We start from the raw sequence: 18,545 nt of genomic DNA on the forward strand, positions 1-18,545 counted from the left end.
CGGGCACCGGCGCCCGCCCGAGGACCCCTGGCGGAGCGGCCCCGTCACGCGCCGAGATGCAGCCGTACCGGGGGCCCCGGAGAATGGACACCGTACGGGGTCCTATCCGCGACCAGGGCGCTCCCGACGGCGTCCGTCCGACCCGGCAAGGGGGCGGTCGACGATGTCGCTGCGGCAGCCGAACCGGCCGCTCACCGCGTCCGGGACACTCCGCCGGTGGACGCTGCTGTACCTCCTCGTCGTGACCCTGCTGACGGTCGCGTACCTGGAGTTCCCCGCCCGGCACACGGTCCTCTGGGCCCTCATCGGGCTCGGCGGCGTCGTGGCCATCCTCATCGGCGTCCATCTGCACCGACCCTCCCGGCGCTGGCCCTGGCTGGTGCTCGCCGCCGCCAACCTCGCCTTCGTGGGCGGCGACACCGCGTACAACGCCCTGGAGGCCTTCTTCGGCCAGACCCGGCCCTTTCCCTCGGTCGCCGACGCCCTGTACCTGGCCACCTATCCGCTGTTCGCCGTCGGCCTCTTCGGCTTCATCCGCTACCGGGCCGTCGGCCGCGACCTCGGTGTGGTCCTCGACGCGCTGATCCTCACCTCGGGCCTCGCCCTGCTCTCCTGGGTCAACCTCATCACCCCGCTGGCCAGGAGCGACGAGATGAGCTGGCTCGAGAAGGCCATCTCCATCGCGTATCCCCTCGGCGACGTCCTGATGCTCGCGATGCTCGCCCGGCTCCTCGTCCCCGGCGGTCTCAGATCCCGGTCCGTGCAGCTCCTCACCCTCGGCACCTGCGGCATCCTCGCCTCCGATGTCATCTACGGCACGCTCCAGCTCAAGGGCACCTGGCAGGTCGGCACCCCCTGGGACCTGGGCTGGGTCGTCTTCTTCACCGCCTGGGGCCTCGCCGCGCTCCACCCCTCGATGACCGGCCTCACCGAGCGTGCCCCGGAACCGTCGCCGCGCGTGGCCGAGCGGCGCCTCGCGCTGCTCGCGGGCGCCTCACTGGTGGCCCCCGCCCTGCTGCTCTTCCAGTCGCTGCGCGACGACCGGGACCAGGACATCGCCGTCATCGCGATCTTCTCCGCCCTGATGTTCCTGCTCGTTCTCGCCCGGCTCTGGGGCATGATGAACGACCACGACAAGGCCGAGGCCCGCGAGCGCAGTCTGCGGGTGGCCGCCGCCTCCCTCGTCGCGGCCCTGAGCCCCCGGGAGGTCGCCGGCGCCGTGGAGACGGCGTCCGCCACCCTGTTCGGCCCCGGCACCGGTCATCGGGTCCTCCTCCTCACGAGGGACCGCAAGGGCGGGCTCGACGCCGTGGCCACCACGAGCCACCCGTGGAGCTGCCGCACCGACGCGCTGACCCGCCCACCGAGCGGGGCCCCGGGCGGCTCTGGCGGGTCGTCGAAGGGGACGTCCAGCGAGTCCTCGGGCGGGTCCGACCGGGGCCCGGCCGGGTCGGTCCGGAAGCCCACCGGGTCGACCCCTCCGCCCGACGAACCGCCCCTGCCGCCGATGGCGGCCTGGCCCGAGAGCGTCGCCCACGGCACCCGGCTCCTCCCGGTGACCCGGCTCGACCCCGCCGTCGCCGCGGAGCTCGCACCCGAACCGTTCGTCCTGCTCTGCCCCCTGGAACTCCAGGCCACTGCGGGCCCCGAACCGCTGCTCGGCGTCCTCCTCCTCGCGGGCACCGAGAAGAAGCTCGCCGAGATCTCCGGCCCCGCCCAGTCCCTCGCCTCCCAGGCCGCCCTGGCCATCGAACGCTTCGCCCTCAGTGAGGAGGTCAACCGCCGGACCAGCGAGGCCTACTTCCGCACCCTCGTGCACAACACCTCGGACGTCATCCTCATCGTCGACGACGACGACACCGTCCGTTACGCCAGCCCCTCCGCCGAGTCCCTGTTCGGCCGCCCGCTGCTCCCCGGCACCCCCCTGACCGACCTCGTCGCCCCCTCCGACACGGCCTCCGCACTACGCGTCCTGGCCGACGCGCGCACCCGATCCGCCGTCGACGCCCGGGACGACTGGAAGCTGCTGCACGGCGGCTCCGCGGACCTGGAGGTCGAGGTCCGCTGCAGCAATCTGCGCGACGAACACACCGTCCACGGCCTGGTCCTCACCCTCCGTGACGTGACCGAGCAGCGGAAACTGGAACGCGAGCTGACCCACCGGGCCTTCCACGACTCGCTCACCGGGCTGCCCAACCGGGTCCTCCTCCTCGAGCGGGTCGAGCGGGCCCTGCTCAGGGGCCGCCGCGAATCCACCCTGACCTGCATGCTCTTCGTCGACCTCGACGACTTCAAGGTCGTCAACGACACCATGGGGCACTCCGTCGGCGACGAACTCCTCGTCGCCGTCGCCCGCCGTCTCACCTCCGTCCTGCGGCTCACCGACACCGCGGCCCGCCTCGGCGGCGACGAGTTCGCCGTCCTCATCGAGGGAGCGCGCGAACCCCGCGACGCCGAGGCCCTGGCGGCCGAGATCGTGCACACCCTGAGCCAGCCCTTCCATCTCACCGACGGAGCGGTCTCCGTGTCGACCAGCGTGGGCGTCGCGACCGTCCTCGACAGCGCCCACGCCGAGGAACTCCTCGGCCACGCCGACCTCGCCCTCTACGCGGCCAAGGCCGCGGGCAAGAAGAGATGGCGGCTCTTCCACCCCGAGTTCCACTCCCGGCTCGTCGCCCGGCACGAACTCCAGGCGGGCATGGACACGGCCATCGCCGACCACGCGTTCGCCCTGCGGTACCAGCCGATCGTCGAGGTGCGCGACGGCGCCCCCGCCGGACTCGAAGCGCTCATCCGCTGGCCGCACGCGCGCCGCGGCATGGTCCCGCCGGACCAGTTCATCGCCCTGGCCGAGGAGAGCGGCCACATCATGCCGCTCGGTGCCTGGGTCCTGGAGCACGCCGCGCTCGACATCGCGCGCTGGCAGCGCGCCCGCCCCTCGAAGTCCCCCCTGTACGCCAGCGTCAACGTCTCCGCCCGTCAGTTCCGCGACCCGGGGTTCCTCGACAGCGTGCGCCGCACCCTGCGTTCCTCGGGGCTCGCGCCGGGCTCGCTCGTCCTGGAGCTCACCGAGACCGTCCTCATGCGCAGGGACGCCCAGATCCGGACCACCATGGCCGCCCTCAAGGAGATGGGCGTCTCCATCGCGATCGACGACTTCGGTACGGGCTTCTCCTCGCTCAGCTACCTCCGCGAGTTCCCCATCGACGTCCTCAAGGTCGACAAGTCGTTCATCGACAACATCACGACCGACCCGCAGCAGGTGGCCCTCGTGGAGGGCATCGTGCGCATCGCCGAGGTCCTCGGCCTCCAGGTCGTCGCCGAGGGCATCGAGCACGAGGAACAGCGGGCCCTGCTGGCCGAGATGGGCTGCCGCTACGGGCAGGGCTATCTCTTCGCCCGCCCCATGACCGCCCATCAGGCCGAGTCCTATCTGCACCGTGCCCTGCCGACCGGTGAACGTCCGTCCGCCCGCCCCGTCGTCCGCCGCCCGGCCGCCCCGGCGGGGCGCCCCCCGAGCGCCTCCCGCTGGCGCGACCTCGAACACCTCCACCGGACCAGCCGCATGTGCGACGCGGTCATCGACGAGATCGACGGCCGCCGCATCCGGGTCGGCGAGGACTGGCTCATCGACTTCGCCTCCTGCAACTACCTCGGCCTCGATCTCGACCCGACGGTCATCGCGGCGATCGAACCCGAGGTGAAGCGATGGGGCACCCACCCCAGCTGGTCCCGGCTCATCGGCAGCCCCCGGCTCTACCCCCTGATCGAGGAACGGCTCACCGAACTCCTCGGCGCCTCCGACACCCTGCTGCTTCCCACCATCACCCTCATCCACCAGTCGGTGATCCCGCTCCTGGCCGGCACCGGACAGGTCTTCGTCGAGGCCCAGGCCCACCGCACGGTGTACGACGGCTGTGTCGCCGCCCGTGGCCAGGGCGCCGAGATCCACCGCTTCCACGCCGAACGGCCCGACGAGCTGGCGGCGCTGCTGCGCGGCGCGCCCGCCGACGCGAGCCGGCTCGTCTGCATGGACGGCGTCAACAGCATGACCGGCAACTTCCCCGACCTGCCCACCCTGGCCCGGGTCTGCCGGGAGAACGGCGCGCTCCTGTACGTCGACGACGCCCACGGCTTCGGGGTCATCGGGGAGCGTGGCCCCGGCGAGAGCAGCCCGTACGGCTCGCGCGGCAACAGCATCGTCCGCCACCTCGGCGAGACCTATGACGACCTGGTGCTTGTCGGCGGCTTCTCCAAGGCGTTCTCCTCGCTGCTGGCCTTCCTCGCGGTCCCGAAGTGGCTCAAGGACCACCTCAAGGTGGCGGCGGCCCCGTACCTGTACTCAGGGCCCTCGCCCACGGCCTCGCTCGCCACCGCCCTCGCCGGACTCGACGTCAACGACGAGCGCGGGGACGAGATCCGGGCCGACCTCTACCGCAAGACGGCCCGTGTCCTCGCCCATGTGCGCGGCCTGGGAATCGCCACACCCAACACGGACGGGCTGCCGATCATCGAGATCCCGCTCGCCGACTCCGACGACCTCGACGGCGTCGCCGCCTTCCTCTGGGAACACGGCATCTACGTGACGCTCGCCTCCTATCCGCTCGTCCCGCGCGACCGGGTCGGCTTCCGCGTCCAGGTCACCGCGGCCAACACCGACGAGGAGATCGAGGAGCTCTGCGCGGCCCTCACGCAGCTCGCCGCGCGCTTCCGTCTGCAACCCGCCCTCGCCGCGGGCCCCGGCGCCCTGGCGGCCGGCCGGACGGCGGAGAAGTGAGGGAGGCGGCGGGGCCGCACTCCCCGGGAACCGGCCCGGCCGAACGGAACACGGCCGAGACGTCCCGGGGCGAACAATCCACGGTCCCCGTGCGCCGCAACCGGGACGCCGACTGGAACGCCTGGCCCGTCGCCGACTACCTCGCAGAGAACTACCGGGAACTCCACCCCATCGACATCGGCGTCATCCGCCACCACTCCGCCGTCTACCGGAGCCACGCCCCGGGGAGCCTGGCCCGCACCCTCGAACTGGGCGCGGGGCCCAACCTCTACCCGCTGATGCTCGCGGGCGCCGCCGCCCGCCGGATCGACGCCCTCGAACCCAGCGCCGCCGGCGTCCGTTATCTGCGCCGCCAGCTCGCACAGGGCCCCGACGACAGCTGGGGGCCCTTCTACGCCCTGTGCCGTTCCCTCGACCCCGCGCTTCCCGAGAGCTGCGCCGAGGCCCTCCGCCCGGTGCGGGTCGTGCGGGGAACCGCCGACGACCTGGTCCCCGGCAGCTACGACCTCGCCTCGATGAACTTCGTCGCCGAGAGCGTGACCGAGGACCTCGGCGAGTTCACCGCCCTCTGCGAGACCTTCGTCCACGCCGTCCGCCCCGGCGGCCGGCTTCTCGCCGCCTTCATGGAAGGCATGCCGAGCTACCGCATCGGCGCGGGACCGGTCTGGCCCGCCCTTCCGGTCGACGAGTCCGCCCTGCGGGCCGTCTTCGCGCCCCGCACCACGGGACTGCGCATCGCCCGGCTCGCCAAGGACCGCACCCTGCCCGAGTACGGGGACTCCGGCATCCTGCTCCTCACCGCCGAACGGCCCCCGACATCCCCTACTCATGGGGCTCAGGGGTCTCAGAGGTCTCTGGGGTCTCAGGGGTGACGCCGGATCGTCTCCGCGTAGTCGTCCAGCGACGAGCCCGGAGTCCCGTCGTACAGCTGCTCGTCGAAGGCCCACATGATGCCTTCGAGGCCGCAGGACGTCATCTGCCGGGCCGCCGTCTCCGTCACACCGGGCCGGTACGGGGAGATCTGCGGTCCCGCGCTCTCCCCGGTCAGCCGGGTGAAGCCCGCGCTCCGGGCCACCGCCACCACCCAGCGGGGCGAGGACCAGTCGCGCACCGGCGCGTCGTCCGGGGCGGCGACGTCCGTCCGCGCGTCGGCCGGTGAGCAGCCGTTGTCCACGGGGGCGCCGGTGCCGTCCACCAGGGCGGTGGTGACGATCCGTACCGTGTCCCGGTGCTCCACCAGGGGGAGCGTGAGGAAGAACCCGACGCCGCGCGCGACGAGCTGGAGGGAGGGGGAGCCGACGAGCCGGGCGTCGACGGCCGCCCGCAGGTCCGAGGGGTAGAAACCGGATCCGGGGATCAGCACCTTGAGGGCGCCCTCGTACCCGAGCGAGGTGTACAGGTCGAGCTGCCAGTTCACCGCACCGGCGAGCGCTCCGGCGTACCAGTCGTACCACCGGGCCACCTGCTCCCGGGTGAACGGCCTCCCGTGGTAGGTGCTCTCCCCGGGCCGCCAGCCCGGATACGGGCTCTGCTCCTGGGCGTGGCGGTCGTACGCCCAGAACTCGGCGGAACGGCTGCTCGTCTCCGGAGGGTTCGGATAGGCGAACTCGCCGGTCTCGCTGATGCCGACCCGGACGGCCCAGAACCGGTCGAGGCCGATCAGCCGGTCCACCGCGCGCACGTACTCGGCGATGTGTTCCCGTACGGGTTCGCTGAACACGATGTTCGGCGCGGTGGTGGACTGCTCGCCGAACTGGTTCACGAACACCGAGCTGGGGAAGGCGTCCGGCAGCCAGGGCGGCGCGTCGTTCAGGCCGAGCCCCGCCTCGACGCGCAGCCCCGCCCCGCGGAAGACGTCCAGCGTGTCCCGTACCTCGCGCGCGTACTCCTCGTCGTACACCCCCGGCTCGGGCTCGAACCTGTCCCAGTCGAGCTGGAGATGGGCCACCCGGATGCCGTGCTCGTACTCGACGGCCGCCCGGTCGGGGCCGGTCTGGAGTGTGCCGTACCAGTACGGCTCCGGCTCCGGTTCCGGGGCTTCGCGCGGCAGCGCTCCGATCGCCCCCACGAGCAGCAGGAGCACCGCGAGCACCAGAGCGGCGGCCGGCGCGGCCCGGCGTCGCCTCCACCACCGTGCCGTCACGACAGCAGCTCCCGGTAGAGGGCCGTGTACCGGGCCGCGAAGCGCTCGGGACCGAAGTGGTCCTCGGCGAGCGCCCGGCCCCGCTCGGCGAGCACGTCCCAGGAGCGCGGCTGGTCGAGCAGCCACGCGAGCTGCTGCCCGGTGCGGCGCGCGTCGCCCGCGGGGGCGCGGAGCACCGCGTGTCCGAAGTCGGCGAACTGGGGGAGGTCGCTGAGGATCGCGGGCCGGCCCGACGCGAGTGCCTGGAGCACGGTCAGCGGGATGTCCGCCTTGCCTCCGAGCGCCGGCGGCGGGAAGAGCAGCACCTGGACGGTGGCGAGCAGCGCGTGCATGTCCTCGACATAGCCCAGCACCTCGAAGTCCGTGAGGCCCGCCGCGCCGGCCCGTTCCCGCAGTGCCTCGTCGAGCATCGCCTTGTCCTGTCCGGGTCGTCCGCGCATCGCGAGCACCAGACGGAACCGGCCCCCGGTCCGTACGGCCTCCGCCGCCGCGTCGATCGCGGTCTCCGCGCCGCCGTGCGGATCGTGGTGTCCCGAGAACAGGACCACGGGGAAGCCCTCCGGGCGCGGGAGATACGGCCATTCGTCGAGGGCGATCATGGGCGGGACGACCCGTACGTCCCCGAAGTTCGCGGACCGCAGCCGCCGTGCCATCGACTCGGACAGGGCGACCGTGGTGCCCAGCGGCCGGACACGGTTCAGGACGCGGGTGTTCATCACCCCGGGCACGGTGTGGACGACCGGCCGGCCCCCGAGCATCAGGGGGCGCAGCCAGGAGAAGGCGGGGAAGCCCCGGCCGACGGTGAGGAAGGCGTGCACGAGGTCGACCCGGCGGGCCCACACCGCCCCCGCGAGGGCGGACTGCACCTGCTCGGGCAGACGGGGCGATCCGTCCCGGGAGAGGATGCGGACGGGCCTCCCGCGCGGCGACGCCGGCGGGTGCCCCCGGTCCGGCCAACGGGAGAACCAGACGAAGTCCACGTCGGGCAGGGTGCCGAGGACGTCGGCGGCGAGCCGCACGTCACTGCCTTCCGCCCCGTCCAGCGGACTGCCGGTCAGGAGCAGGACACGGGGACGCTCACCGTGCCGCATCGCCCACCTCCGAGGCCGGTGGCTCTGTCGCCGGAAGCAGCGGACCCGTCACCGCCGAGTCCGGCACCGCGAGCCGCGTGAGGTTCGGCCCCGGCAGCGGCGACGGCAGCCGGTAGAGGGCGAGCGTGCCGTACATGGGCCCGTCGAACGCGAACTCGGGCCGCAGTCCGTCGGTGAGCCGGCGTACCTCCGCGAGCGAGGAACGCCCGTACCCCTGCTCGACGACCCGCCACGGCACGATCAGGTACCCGGCGCCGTTCGCGGCCTGCTCCTCGGGCGTCACCCAGGGGCCGAGCCGGTAGGTGTCGCGCAGCACCCAGTCCGTCACGCCCCGGGCCCGGGCCCCGTCCACCGTGACGATGCCGCTGCCGGCCGGTACGTGCGTGAGCAGATAGGCGCGGAGCCGCTCGTAGCCGTTGTCGGGTGTCCCCCGGGCGTGGGCGTAGCTCGCGGCGGGCGCGGCGAGCAGCGCCACGAGGACACCGCAGCCGAGGACCCGCAGGACGGGCCGGGTCCTGGACGGCATCGGCACGGTGACCGCGAGTGCCACCAGGTTCGGCACGAACAGCAGGTACAGGGCCTGCTCCTCCAGGGTGCCGAGGCCGACCGCGTACCCCAGGGTGACGATCGCGGAGGCCTGGAAGAGCGCGAGCAGCCGGTACACCGGTTCCTTGCGGCGCAACAGAAGGAAGAGGGCCACGGGAGTGAGGGCGAGCAGCAGGTAGGTGCTGGTGTACCCGGGGAGTTCGGCGACGAGCCGGCCCGTGAGCGAGGGTGTGCCCTCGGAGTTGAAGCCGGTCTCCTGCACGACCCCGAGCAGTCGGCGCACGCCCGCCGTCTTGGCCTCCCAGAAGGCCCCGAAGTGGCCGTTGAGGGCGATCAGGGCCACGTAGACGCAGTACGAGGCGAGGGTCGTGGCGGCGGTGAGCGCCACCAGGCGCCGGGGTGGCCCCCAGCCGAGGAGCAGGGCGGCGAGCAGCGGCAGCACGGTGATCAGTACCGCGTGGTCCTTGGTGAGGATCGCGAGCCCGAAGAACAGCCCCGCGAGCAGGGCCCGGGCCCTGGGGCGTGTACCCGGGCCGGACCGGGCGGTCGAACCGGCGGGACCGGTGGAACCCGCGGGACCGGACGAACCGGACCGACCGGAAGGACCGGCGGGACCGGACGGACCGGGCCGCGTGAGGCCCACCAGGACCAAGTAGCCGGCGAGGACCCACACCATCGTCCCGGTCTCCAGGAGCACCCGGTTGTTCTGCCGGATGCAGTACTCGTCCAGGGCGAACACCAGCCCCGCGACCGCCCCCGCGCCGCGCGAGCGCACCCGGGCGACGAGGAAGACCAGGAGGGCCGCCGTCACCCCGGCGAGCAGCGCGTTGAGCACCCGCGAGGAGTACACGCCCGCGATGACGTCGCTGTGCGCCCCGACGAGCTTCGTCCAGCCGGCCTCCACGTAGAAGTAGCCGGGCGGGTGGAGGAAGAACAGCCCCTCGTCGGTGCGGGGGAAGCCGCCGGCGGCGGCGCTGTCCCCGAGCCGCCGGTAGATCGGCTCGTCGATGAACAGGTCGCCCGCCCGGGAGCTCTGGAACAGCCGCAGCGCCACGGTCAGCAGCGCCGCCCCGGCCGCGTACACGAAGGTCGGCACGGGCCGGCGCCGCCCTCGCGGCCGCGGGGCGGGAACCGCTGTCATCGGCTCCGTCCCGGTGGACACGGGAACGGTGCGGGGGACGGTCACGACACGCCTCCCGCGGTGGGGACCGAGCGCGCGTCCGGGCGCGGCGCGGTCGGACGCGTGACCCCGGGAGCGCCCTTGCCGGCCGCCTCGGGAAGCAGATAGACCTCGGGAGCGCGTGGGATGAGGCCCTCGGGGAACAGGGCACGGGCCTGGGTGCCGTAACCCCGGATCAGTTCGGCCTTCCGGTCGAGGCCCCGCTCCCAGCAGCGGGCCACCAGATGGTGCCGCCCGGTGAACCGGGTGTCGGGGGTGGAGCGCTGGTTGTACGGGAAGTCGCTGTAGTACGCGATCCGGCGGCCGCACTTCGCGGCTGCGTCGCGGACGAGGATGTGATCGGCGTGCCCGCCCACGCCCAGCGGGGCGAGGACCAGACCTCCGGAGGGGCCGGGCAGCAGGGCGTCGATCGTCTCGCCGACCTCGCGGAGCATCTCGGTGTCCAGCGGGGAGACCCGGCCCCGGGAGAGGTGCAGCCGGTACGTCGGGTACACGTGGGCCAGCTCGGGCAGCAGCCGGGCCAGTCGCTCGGTGCCCGGGCGGGGCCGGGCAGGCCGGCGGAACAGCCCGTCGACCAGGCCGACGTGGCAGTACCGGACGTCGAGCCGCTCCAGGACCCGTCGGTCCTCCGCACGCCGCTCGGCGTACAGGTCCTCGGCGTCGTCCACGCCCAGCTGCTTCAGGTACTGCCGGGCGGAGCGGGTGTACGGCGGCGGCGCGGTCTCCGTGAACAGGGTGGCGACCGTCACCGGGGCCCGGCGCCCGGCCCACCCGAGCAGTCCGCCGCAGGACAGCACGGCGTCGTCCAGGTGCGGCGAGAGCACCAGGACCGGGACGTCCGAGCGGACGACGATCCGGACGAAACTGGTCAGCGGGTCGTCAGCCATGACGCACCCCTCTTCCTCGGCCGCCGTGCGGAGGCGGGTGTGTCCAGAAGCCGGTGGGCCAGGGCCAGATAGCGGCCCGTCATCTCGTCCCATGTGTAGTGCTGTGCGGCGAGCCCGGAGCGTCGTCCCAGACGGCGGCGGAGCGTCGCGTCCGTGGCCAGCTCGTTCATCCGCCGCCCGTACGCCGCCACGTCGAAGGGCGACACGGTGACGTCGCCCCCGTCGCGCATCCAGCGCAGCGCGGGCAGGTCGAAGTGGAGGACGGGCTTGCCGTACGACATGCTTTCGAGGGCGACCAGACCGAAGGTCTCGTGGCGGGAGGGCATCACCATGAACGCGCTGTCGCGCAGGAGTTGACGCTTGCGTTCCGGCCCGGCGAAGCCCAGCCAGTGGATCCGGGGCTCCGGCCCGCGGTCGTGGGCGGCGACGAGCGCGGCGAGCCGGCGTTCCTCCGCCGGGGTGCCGCTGCCCGCGATCAGCAGCTCCAGCGGGGGAGCGGACCGGTCGTACGCGTCGAGGAGCAGGTCGAGGCCCTTGATCCAGGTGTCGATCCGTCCCAGGAAGAGGATGAACCGTCCGGTCCCCAGCCGGTTCTCGTCGAGGAGCCGCTGATCGACCCCGTTGGCGATCACCTGGACGTCGGCGCGGGGGCTGAGCCGCCGGATCACCGATCCGTCGGCCGCGTTCATGACCACGATGTGCCGGTAGCAGCGCAGCCCGAGCCGTTCGACCAGGAAGAAGGGGATGTGATAGCGCCGCCACAGGGCCTCGGCGCTGCGCCCCTGGTCGATGCCGACGACGGGGGCGCCCGTCGTCACGGGCAGGAAGCTCGTCGAGAACGGCGGAGTGAAGCTCTCCAGCCACAGGTCGTGCCGGATGCGGCGGGCCACCAGCGGCAGCAGCGCCAGGAACAGCATCTGCCCGGCGCGCGGACCCGCCCGGCCCACCGGAATCCGGAGGTACCTGACGCCGTTCCGGTCCTCGGTGCCGGCGTTGCGGCCCGCCGTCACGACGGTCACCCGGAAGTCCTCGGCGAGCCTGCGGGCCACCTTGGAGATGACCAGGGCGCCGCCGCCCCGGTAGGCGGGGTTGTCCGCGTCGTCGTAGATGGACAGCACGACGTGCCGACGCGGATCGGTGGCGTCCGGGGCGGCTTCCCGCTTCCGTACGGCGTCGAGGACGCGGTCAAGCGCCGTGGCCGCCACCAGGGACGGAGCCCGTTGGCCGTCGATCCGCGCGATCCGCGGCAGCCGCCGCGACCAGCTCCGGTACGGGGCCCACGCGGCGGTCGAGGGACCGTCGGTGCGCTCCCAGCCCTTGCCCCGCAGCGTGTCGGACCCGTTCTCCAGGAGCAGCGTCAGGCCGTAGCGGCCGGCGATCCGGCGGAAGAGGCCCGCCGCGGCGGAACCGTCCGGCAGACCGTATGCCACCAGGTCGTCGAGCGGTCCCCGGTCCGTGAGGACCACGGACTCGCCGCCACGCGCGCGTGCACGGGCCCGCAGCCCGGCGAAGGCGGTCCGGGCCGCCCGTTCGCCGGCGTCCAGGAACGCGTGGGCACGGCGCAGTCGGGATCCCCGGCGCTTGGGATCCCCGTCGCGCCGTACCCACTCGTCCCCACCCGGTTCCCCCGCATCCCTCACCCGCGGCGGAACCGGGAACCTTCGGCAGAGGAAGCAGCCGGAGGAGTGCAGGGCGACGACCGTGAGGCCGCGCTCGCCGAGGAGCGCCGTGAGCCGGCCGACCAGCGAGGAGGTGCCGACGGCGTCGGGTCCGGACACGGCGACGAGAAGCGGGCTCCGGGGGGTCGTCATGACGCCCGCCTCCTCAGCCTCTTGGTCACCACGAGGGGTACGCGGAGCGACGCCTCACGGGTCGCGGCGCCCACCCGGCCCTCGCCGAGGAGGTGGCCGGAGTGCTCGGCCCCCACCCGCAGCGAGGTGCGCACCGGGAGGGGCAGCGGCAGCGGGACGGACTCGCCCCGGTCGAGTCGGCCCATCGCCTCGACGGCGGTGCTGAGGGCCTGTCGGCCGCCCGCGCACCAGCCCTCGCGGGCGGCCTCGCGACGTGCCTCCGCGACGATGTCGGGGTGCAGCAGCGCGCGCAGGGCGAGGAGTTCGGACATGTCGAGGCTCAGGTTCTGGAAGAGGGCGTCGGCCAGCCCGATCCGCAGCCGGTCGGAGGGGCACGGGGTCAGCCAGTCGTGGCCGTCGGCGCGGGCGAAGAGCCGCTCGGTCGGCACCACCGGCACCCCGAACCAGGAGACCGAGCCGTGCAGTCGGGCCGCCGGCCCGCTCGGCGGTTCCAGCAGCACCTTCGTCGAACGCTCCAGCCAGTACGTGGTGCGGCGCGCGTACCAGCCGTCGAGCGCGGCCAGCGCCGCCCCCAGCCGTCCCGGCGGCACCACCAGGTCGAAGTTCCCGTACACGTGGTCCCCCGCCGGCTCTGCCTTGATCAGGACGGTGGGAATGCCCGCCGCCCGCAGCCGCTCCGTGGACTCGACGAGGTTCCGGCGGAACAGCCCGGCCGCGCTCTCCACCTCGGTGAGCGTGGCCGCGAGCTGACGGGGGTACGCGCGGGCCAGCAGGCCCTCGACCTGGTTGCGCCGGGCCGCGGCCAGCGCTCCGAGCAGTTCCTCGTCATCGGCGGGCCGGACCCGGCCCCGCCATACGGCGTCGACGAGAAGCGGCACGGAACGCTCGTCGTGGACCGCGGCCCGGGTCCCTCGTGCCCCGGCCGGAGGCGTGCGGGGCTCCGGCACGGGCTCCCCGTCCGTTCCCTCGCCGGCGACGCCCTGGGGGCCGTCCGGGGGAGTGGGGGCGGGAAGGGGCGGCTCGCGACGCTTCCCGAAGAAGCGCCACAGGGCGACCGCTGTGATCGTCACCGCTGCGGCGAGCCAGATGTAGGGGTACGGGCGGAGCAGCGCGAGGCCGCCGGCGAGCGCGAGCAGGGGCAGCACCACGCGGCTGAACGGCCGGTCCGCGACACCGAACCCGTGCCGGTGGGCGTGCCGTACGGCGAGGAGGATCAGGGCGGCGACCGTGCCGCACAGTCCGCCGATCGCCATGCCGAGCACACCGCCGGTGGTCCAGCCGGCCGCCAGGGCGGTCACGTACAGGGCGAGACCCACGAGCAGGGTGCGCAGACAGGCGTAGTCGTTGACCGCCTGTGCGAAGGTCACGAGCAGCGCGAGCGCGCCGAGTGCGAGCCCGGCCGTCGCCGTGCAGGCCATCAGGGTCGCGACCGTCGAGTAGCCCGGCGGGAAGATCTTCGTGAGCAGCCCGCTGGGCAGGGTCGCGGCCACCACCGTCAGGGGCAGCGCCACGGTGAGGTACATCCGCAGCGCGCTCGCCGTCAGCGGGTCGCCCGCCCGCCGCCGCGAGAGCGCCGGCAGGAAGGCGATCGACACGGCTCCGGCGAGGAAGAGCGGGACCCGGCCGAGCATGACCGCCGCCTGGTAACTGGCCGCGGCCGCACGGCCGGTGGGCAGTACCGCGACGAGGACGATGTCCACGGCCGCGAGCATGGCGACCACGCCCTGGAGCGAGGCCACACCGCCCGCCCGCCGCCACAGGTCCCGGTCGGCGCTCACGGCCCGCCAGGGACGGTGGGACTCGTCGTGCAGGCCGCGCGGCCGGAAGAACACGTACGGCAGGACGGCGACGGCGAAGGCGACGAGGGCGCCCGTCTCGCCGAGGCCGAGCACCGCCACGAAGAACAGGCCCACGCCGAACTTGAGGGCGGCCTCGACGGCGGTGAGGACCCCGAGCGTCCGCAGCCGTTCGGTGCCCTGGAGCCAGCCCGCGCTGACCCGGGTGATGTAGATGGCGAGGGTCGCGCCCGCGATGGCGAAGGTGGTCGGCATGCTCGCGAACTGCATGGCCACGCACCCCACGGCCACCGCGGCGACGGTGCCGCCCAGGATCGCCGTGATCACGGCGAAGCGGACCGCCTCGACGCGCTGGGTGTCCGTGTCGGCCCGCGCCAGCGCCTGCGCCAGCATCCAGGGCACGGTCACCACGGCCACCGCGGCGGTGCAGACGATGAGCCCCTGGCCCGCGGCGAAGGTGGCGTAGCCGGAGACGTCGAGAAGCCGGGTGAGGATCAGGGTGTACGCGTAGTTGAGGGCGCCGACCGTCACCACGGCGGTGGCGATCCAGCGCGCGCCGTGCACCGCGGTGACCTCGTCCTGGAGGACCGCGGAGGCCGACCGCTCGGCGACCTGACCGGCGGAGATCATGTCCGCCGCCCGGGGGCCGGACCCGGCGCGGACCCGTTGCCCGCTTCTGCCGCGCCGAGCAGGACGTCGTGGCCGTTCGCCAGGGCGATGTCGGCCTCCGCCACGTCGAGCCGGCGCAGCGCGTTCAGGGCCCGCATCTCGTCGCAGCCGTGGAGCAGCACGCGGAAGGCGTCGCCGTCCCGGTGCCACGCGTCGGTCTGCCGCAGGGCGTTCCGTACCGCGCGCTCGGTGGCGTCGGGGTCGGGGGAGGTGAAGCGGGTGACCACGGAGAGATCGTTGGCCGAGCGGCGGGAACGCCGGTGCCGGTGGATGCGCTGGAGGTCCTCGACGACGACCTGGGCGAGCCGTTCGGCGCTCGCGTCCCAGGAGAAGGCGGCGGCCCACGCGTGGCAGCGGTCCGCGGAGAGCGACCGCGCCTCGGGTGTGGACAGCGCGTCGAGGGCCGAGGCGATGCCGGCCGCCAGGTCGGCGTCGGGGTCGAGGAGCCACCCGTTGACGCCGGTCCGGATCGCGTCCCGCAGCCCGGGTACGTCGAAGGCGAGGGCGGGAGTGCCGACGGCGTTCGCCTCGATGACGGCGAGCCCCCAGCCCTCGGCGACGGACGGCACGACCGTCAGCCACGCCCGGTGGAAGAGTTCCTGCTTGCGCTCGTCGGAGACGTATCCGTGGAACTCGACGGCGGATCCGATGCCGAGTCCTGCGGCGAGCTTGCGCAGCGACTCGGCCTCCGGCCCGTCGCCGCAGAGGTCGACCCGGAGTTCGGGCCACCGGGTGAGGAGAGCGGGCACGGCCCGGAGGATCAGGTCGACCCGCTTCTGCGGCACGAGCCTGCTGACGACGGTGAGCGCGGGAGTCGCGGACCGCTGCCCGGCGGGGGCCGTGAGCGCGGGGCAGGGGCGCCCGTTCGGCACGATGTGGATGGGGTTGCCGAAGCCGAGTTCGCGCCGGGTGCCCTCGCGGGTGGAGGGCGATACGACGACCACCGGCCGTCCGCGGTAGACACGCCGGCTGACCTGCTTCTCGAGGACCCGCCCCACGCTGTTCATCGGCCACCGGAAGCGGGTGTCGAACTGCTGCTGGTGGACGTGGTGGATGACGCAGATGTCGGCGGTCCACCGGGGGGTGAACAGCGGTGAGAAGAACGGGATCCCGTTCTGGAAGTCGACCACGGCGTCGTACGCGTGACGGTTCCGCAGCAGGTGTGCCGCGGCGGCCGCGTACACCCCGAACGTGCCGCCGCCGCGTACGACGCGGATCCCGTCGCGGTCCTCCTGGGGCCGCGAACCCGCGTGCCGCGAGGAGAGGAGGGTGATGTGGGCCCCGGCCGCCGCGAACCGCCGGGCGATCTCCCAGCAGTACGCCTCGGCGCCACCCGCGTCGGGGTGCGCGGGGTCGCGCCAGTTGAGGAAGGCGAGGTCGGTGCGGGCGAGGCGGTCGAGAGCGGTCACAGGAATCACCGGGCCAGTGAGATACGCAGGAGATCGGCCATCGAGCGCAGTCCGTCGCGCCGTGCCGAGAACGTGGATCCGGGTACGTCGTGCCAGACCACCGGCACCTCCACGACGTCCCGCCCGGCCCGTACGACACGGGCGAGCAGCTCCACGTCGAAGGCGAAGCCGTCGATGTGGCAGTCGCGCACGATCGTGTGGGCGAGCGGACCGGAGAAGAACTTGAACCCGCACTGGGTGTCGGCGACCCCGGGCAGCGACAGATGCGCGAGCGAACGGAACAGCAGCCCGCCGCCGCGCCGCAGCGCCGACTGCTCGATGTCGAGACGGGCGCCGGGCGCGTGGCGCGAGGCGATGACGGCGCCGTGGCCCTCCCGCAGCAGCTCCATCACCCGGTCCAGGGTCTCGACGGGCGTGGCGTTGTCGGCGTCGGCGAAGCCGACGAACCGGGCGGAGGAGGTCTCGATCCCGCGCCGGACCGCCGCGCCCTTGCCCTGGTCGCTGCAGCCGATGACGTGCACCGGGACGGGGGACCCGGCGAAGCGTTCCAGGACGTCGAGGGTTCCGTCGGCGCTGTTGTTGTCGACCACGACGACCGCCGACGACCAGGGCCGTTCGGCGAGGAAGTCGACGGTGGCCTTCACGGTCGACGGCAGTCGGCGCTGTTCGTTGTAGGCGGGGATCAGCAGTTCCAGGTCCACCGGTGTGCGGACGAGCCGGTGGGAGAGCGGTGCGTGCGCGCGTACGGCGGCCATCACGCCTCGCCTCCTCGGGGGAAGGCGCGGGGCGCGGGGCGCACGGGCGCGCGGGGGACAGGTGCGGGGACGGGGGTGGGGCGCGGGCGGGCGGAGCGGTCATGGACGGCCGCGTGCCCTACCGGGCGGGCCGGTGCGTACGAGTGTGATCGGGCGGGTTCGGAGGACCCTGGTCCGGCCGTTTCGGACGCGCCTGTTCGGGCTGGTTCGGCCGGTTCGGACGAGCCCGGTCCGGCCGGCTCCGACGACCCGGCTGGGCCGCCGGAGGCGCGACTGTGGCGCGCGGTGCGGGTGTGGCCCGTACGGCCACGCCGCCTGCGTGCCGCACCACGCGGCCTGCACGCCCGGCTCCGTGGCGGAGGGACGGCGGCGGCGACCCGGTCGGACGCCCGGCGTGCCGGGTGTGCGGTCGGGCGGTGGGCGGGGCGGCGGAGCGAGCGGCGCCGGGCGTCGGCGAGGGGCCAGTCGGTCACCCGTCGCAGGGGATGCGATGCGGATGCCACCGGCGTTCGGTTGGTGGGGGTGGAGGTCACGACGAGCCTCTTCCGGCAACCGACCCTGCCGAGTGTGTGTGCTCAGGGTCTACTTTGTCTGAAAATGGTGCTTGTTCCACGGTTAGCACTCTTTGGTGGCTTTAGTCAACCGGAGGGGTCGCGGGTGCTCCGGGTGTTCCGGTCGCCGCGCGACGGCAGTCGGTGCCGTGCCAGCCGCGACAGGACGTTGTGCGGCCGCTCGTCGAGCAGGGTGCCGAGGATGCGGGTGCCGTCACGTACCGTGCGGGGGTGCGACGGGCCGTGACGGCGCGGCAGTTCGAGACTGGGCACCTCGGCGACGCGCAGGCCGTAGTGCAGGGCGTGCGTGACGAGTTCCGCCCCCAGCTCGACACCGTCCTCGCGCAGGTCGAGAAGGTCCACGAAAGAGCGCCGGAACGCGCAGAATCCGTACCAGAGATCGGTCAGGTGCTGGCCGTACAGCTGGCGTGCGACACGCAGCAGGGCCCGATGTCCGAGCCGCCTCGACAGCGGATAGTCGGCGAAATCCCCGCCCGCGATGAAACGCGATCCCTTGACGAAGTCGTAACCGCTTTCCAGATAGTGCAGATAGTGCGGGATCTCGTGCGGCGACATGCTTCCGTCGGCGTTCATGACCACGACCAGATCGCCGGTCGCCGCGAGCAGCCCCGCGTGCGGGATGTCGCCCCGGCTCGCGTCCCAGGCGCCGAGTTCGCGGACGGCGAGTCCTTCGCGCGCCCGGCGGTCACCGGCCGGTCCGCCGATCAGGACCACGTCCCGCACGCTCGAAGGCACTTGGTCGAGGAGCGGGTCGAGAGGCGGCCCCTGGGCTCCTTCGCCGGGTCGGACCGTGAGGACGAGACTCACCGTCCGCGTGCCGGATCCGGGCGCGTGGTCGGTCGACCGGCGCAGGGGATGCGAATCGCTACTCATCGGTACGGCCTTCCGCGCGGCGGACCCGCGTTCTTC

General features: G+C 73.4%; 11 protein-coding genes. 2 read left to right on the plus strand and 9 right to left on the minus strand.

The window, feature by feature from the left end; translation table 11 throughout:
• Positions 1 to 163 precede the first annotated feature (163 nt).
• Both IE311_RS09600 and IE311_RS09605 read left to right on the plus strand, forming a co-directional pair.
• On the plus strand, positions 164 to 4,777 hold the full coding sequence (locus tag IE311_RS09600; RefSeq protein WP_229901817.1) for an aminotransferase class I/II-fold pyridoxal phosphate-dependent enzyme: 4,614 nt from the start codon (positions 164 to 166) through the stop codon (positions 4,775 to 4,777).
• Positions 4,778 to 4,866: 89 nt separating this feature from the next.
• A complete protein-coding gene (locus tag IE311_RS09605; protein ID WP_189831161.1) occupies positions 4,867 to 5,649 on the plus strand; it encodes a class I SAM-dependent methyltransferase in 783 nt (260 codons plus the stop codon).
• Here IE311_RS09605 and IE311_RS09610 read toward each other — a convergent pair.
• From IE311_RS09610 to IE311_RS09650, 9 genes are all read right to left on the minus strand, one after another.
• Positions 5,640 to 6,920, minus strand: coding sequence for an alpha-amylase family protein (locus tag IE311_RS09610; protein WP_189831162.1), 1,281 nt, complete (start codon positions 6,918 to 6,920; stop codon positions 5,640 to 5,642). The two genes, IE311_RS09605 and IE311_RS09610, sit on opposite strands and share 10 nt — an antisense overlap.
• Positions 6,917 to 8,011 (minus strand): glycosyltransferase family 4 protein, encoded by a 1,095-nt coding sequence (locus IE311_RS09615; RefSeq protein WP_189831163.1) that lies wholly within the window; start codon positions 8,009 to 8,011, stop codon positions 6,917 to 6,919. The genes IE311_RS09610 and IE311_RS09615 overlap by 4 nt, the downstream gene beginning before the upstream one ends.
• Positions 7,998 to 9,653: an ArnT family glycosyltransferase gene (locus IE311_RS09620; protein WP_189831164.1), complete on the minus strand. Its 1,656-nt coding sequence runs from the start codon at positions 9,651 to 9,653 to the stop codon at positions 7,998 to 8,000. Before IE311_RS09620 ends, IE311_RS09615 begins: the two co-directional genes overlap by 14 nt.
• A gap of 86 nt (positions 9,654 to 9,739) precedes the next feature.
• Positions 9,740 to 10,624 (minus strand): PIG-L deacetylase family protein, encoded by an 885-nt coding sequence (locus tag IE311_RS09625; RefSeq protein WP_189831165.1) that lies wholly within the window; start codon positions 10,622 to 10,624, stop codon positions 9,740 to 9,742.
• On the minus strand, positions 10,606 to 12,435 hold the full coding sequence (locus IE311_RS09630; RefSeq protein WP_189831166.1) for a glycosyltransferase family 4 protein: 1,830 nt from the start codon (positions 12,433 to 12,435) through the stop codon (positions 10,606 to 10,608). The genes IE311_RS09625 and IE311_RS09630 overlap by 19 nt, the downstream gene beginning before the upstream one ends.
• Entirely contained in the window at positions 12,432 to 14,861 is a 2,430-nt protein-coding gene (locus IE311_RS09635; RefSeq protein WP_189831167.1) for a lipopolysaccharide biosynthesis protein, read from the minus strand. Before IE311_RS09635 ends, IE311_RS09630 begins: the two co-directional genes overlap by 4 nt.
• The gene (locus IE311_RS09640) at positions 14,858 to 16,309 is read right to left on the minus strand and encodes a glycosyltransferase family 4 protein (RefSeq protein WP_189831168.1); all 1,452 of its coding nucleotides are present in this window, start codon (positions 16,307 to 16,309) and stop codon (positions 14,858 to 14,860) included. Before IE311_RS09640 ends, IE311_RS09635 begins: the two co-directional genes overlap by 4 nt.
• A gap of 5 nt (positions 16,310 to 16,314) precedes the next feature.
• Positions 16,315 to 17,064 carry a glycosyltransferase gene (locus tag IE311_RS09645; protein WP_189831169.1) on the minus strand — a complete coding sequence of 250 codons (750 nt, stop codon included), beginning with the start codon at positions 17,062 to 17,064 and terminating at the stop codon, positions 16,315 to 16,317.
• 638 nt (positions 17,065 to 17,702) lie between these two features.
• Entirely contained in the window at positions 17,703 to 18,371 is a 669-nt protein-coding gene (locus tag IE311_RS09650) for a glycosyltransferase family 2 protein (protein ID WP_229901818.1), read from the minus strand.
• Between the last annotated feature and the right edge of the window lie 174 nt (positions 18,372 to 18,545).

The organism is Streptomyces zaomyceticus, from assembly GCF_014656215.1.
Lineage (GTDB): Bacteria > Actinomycetota > Actinomycetes > Streptomycetales > Streptomycetaceae > Streptomyces > Streptomyces zaomyceticus.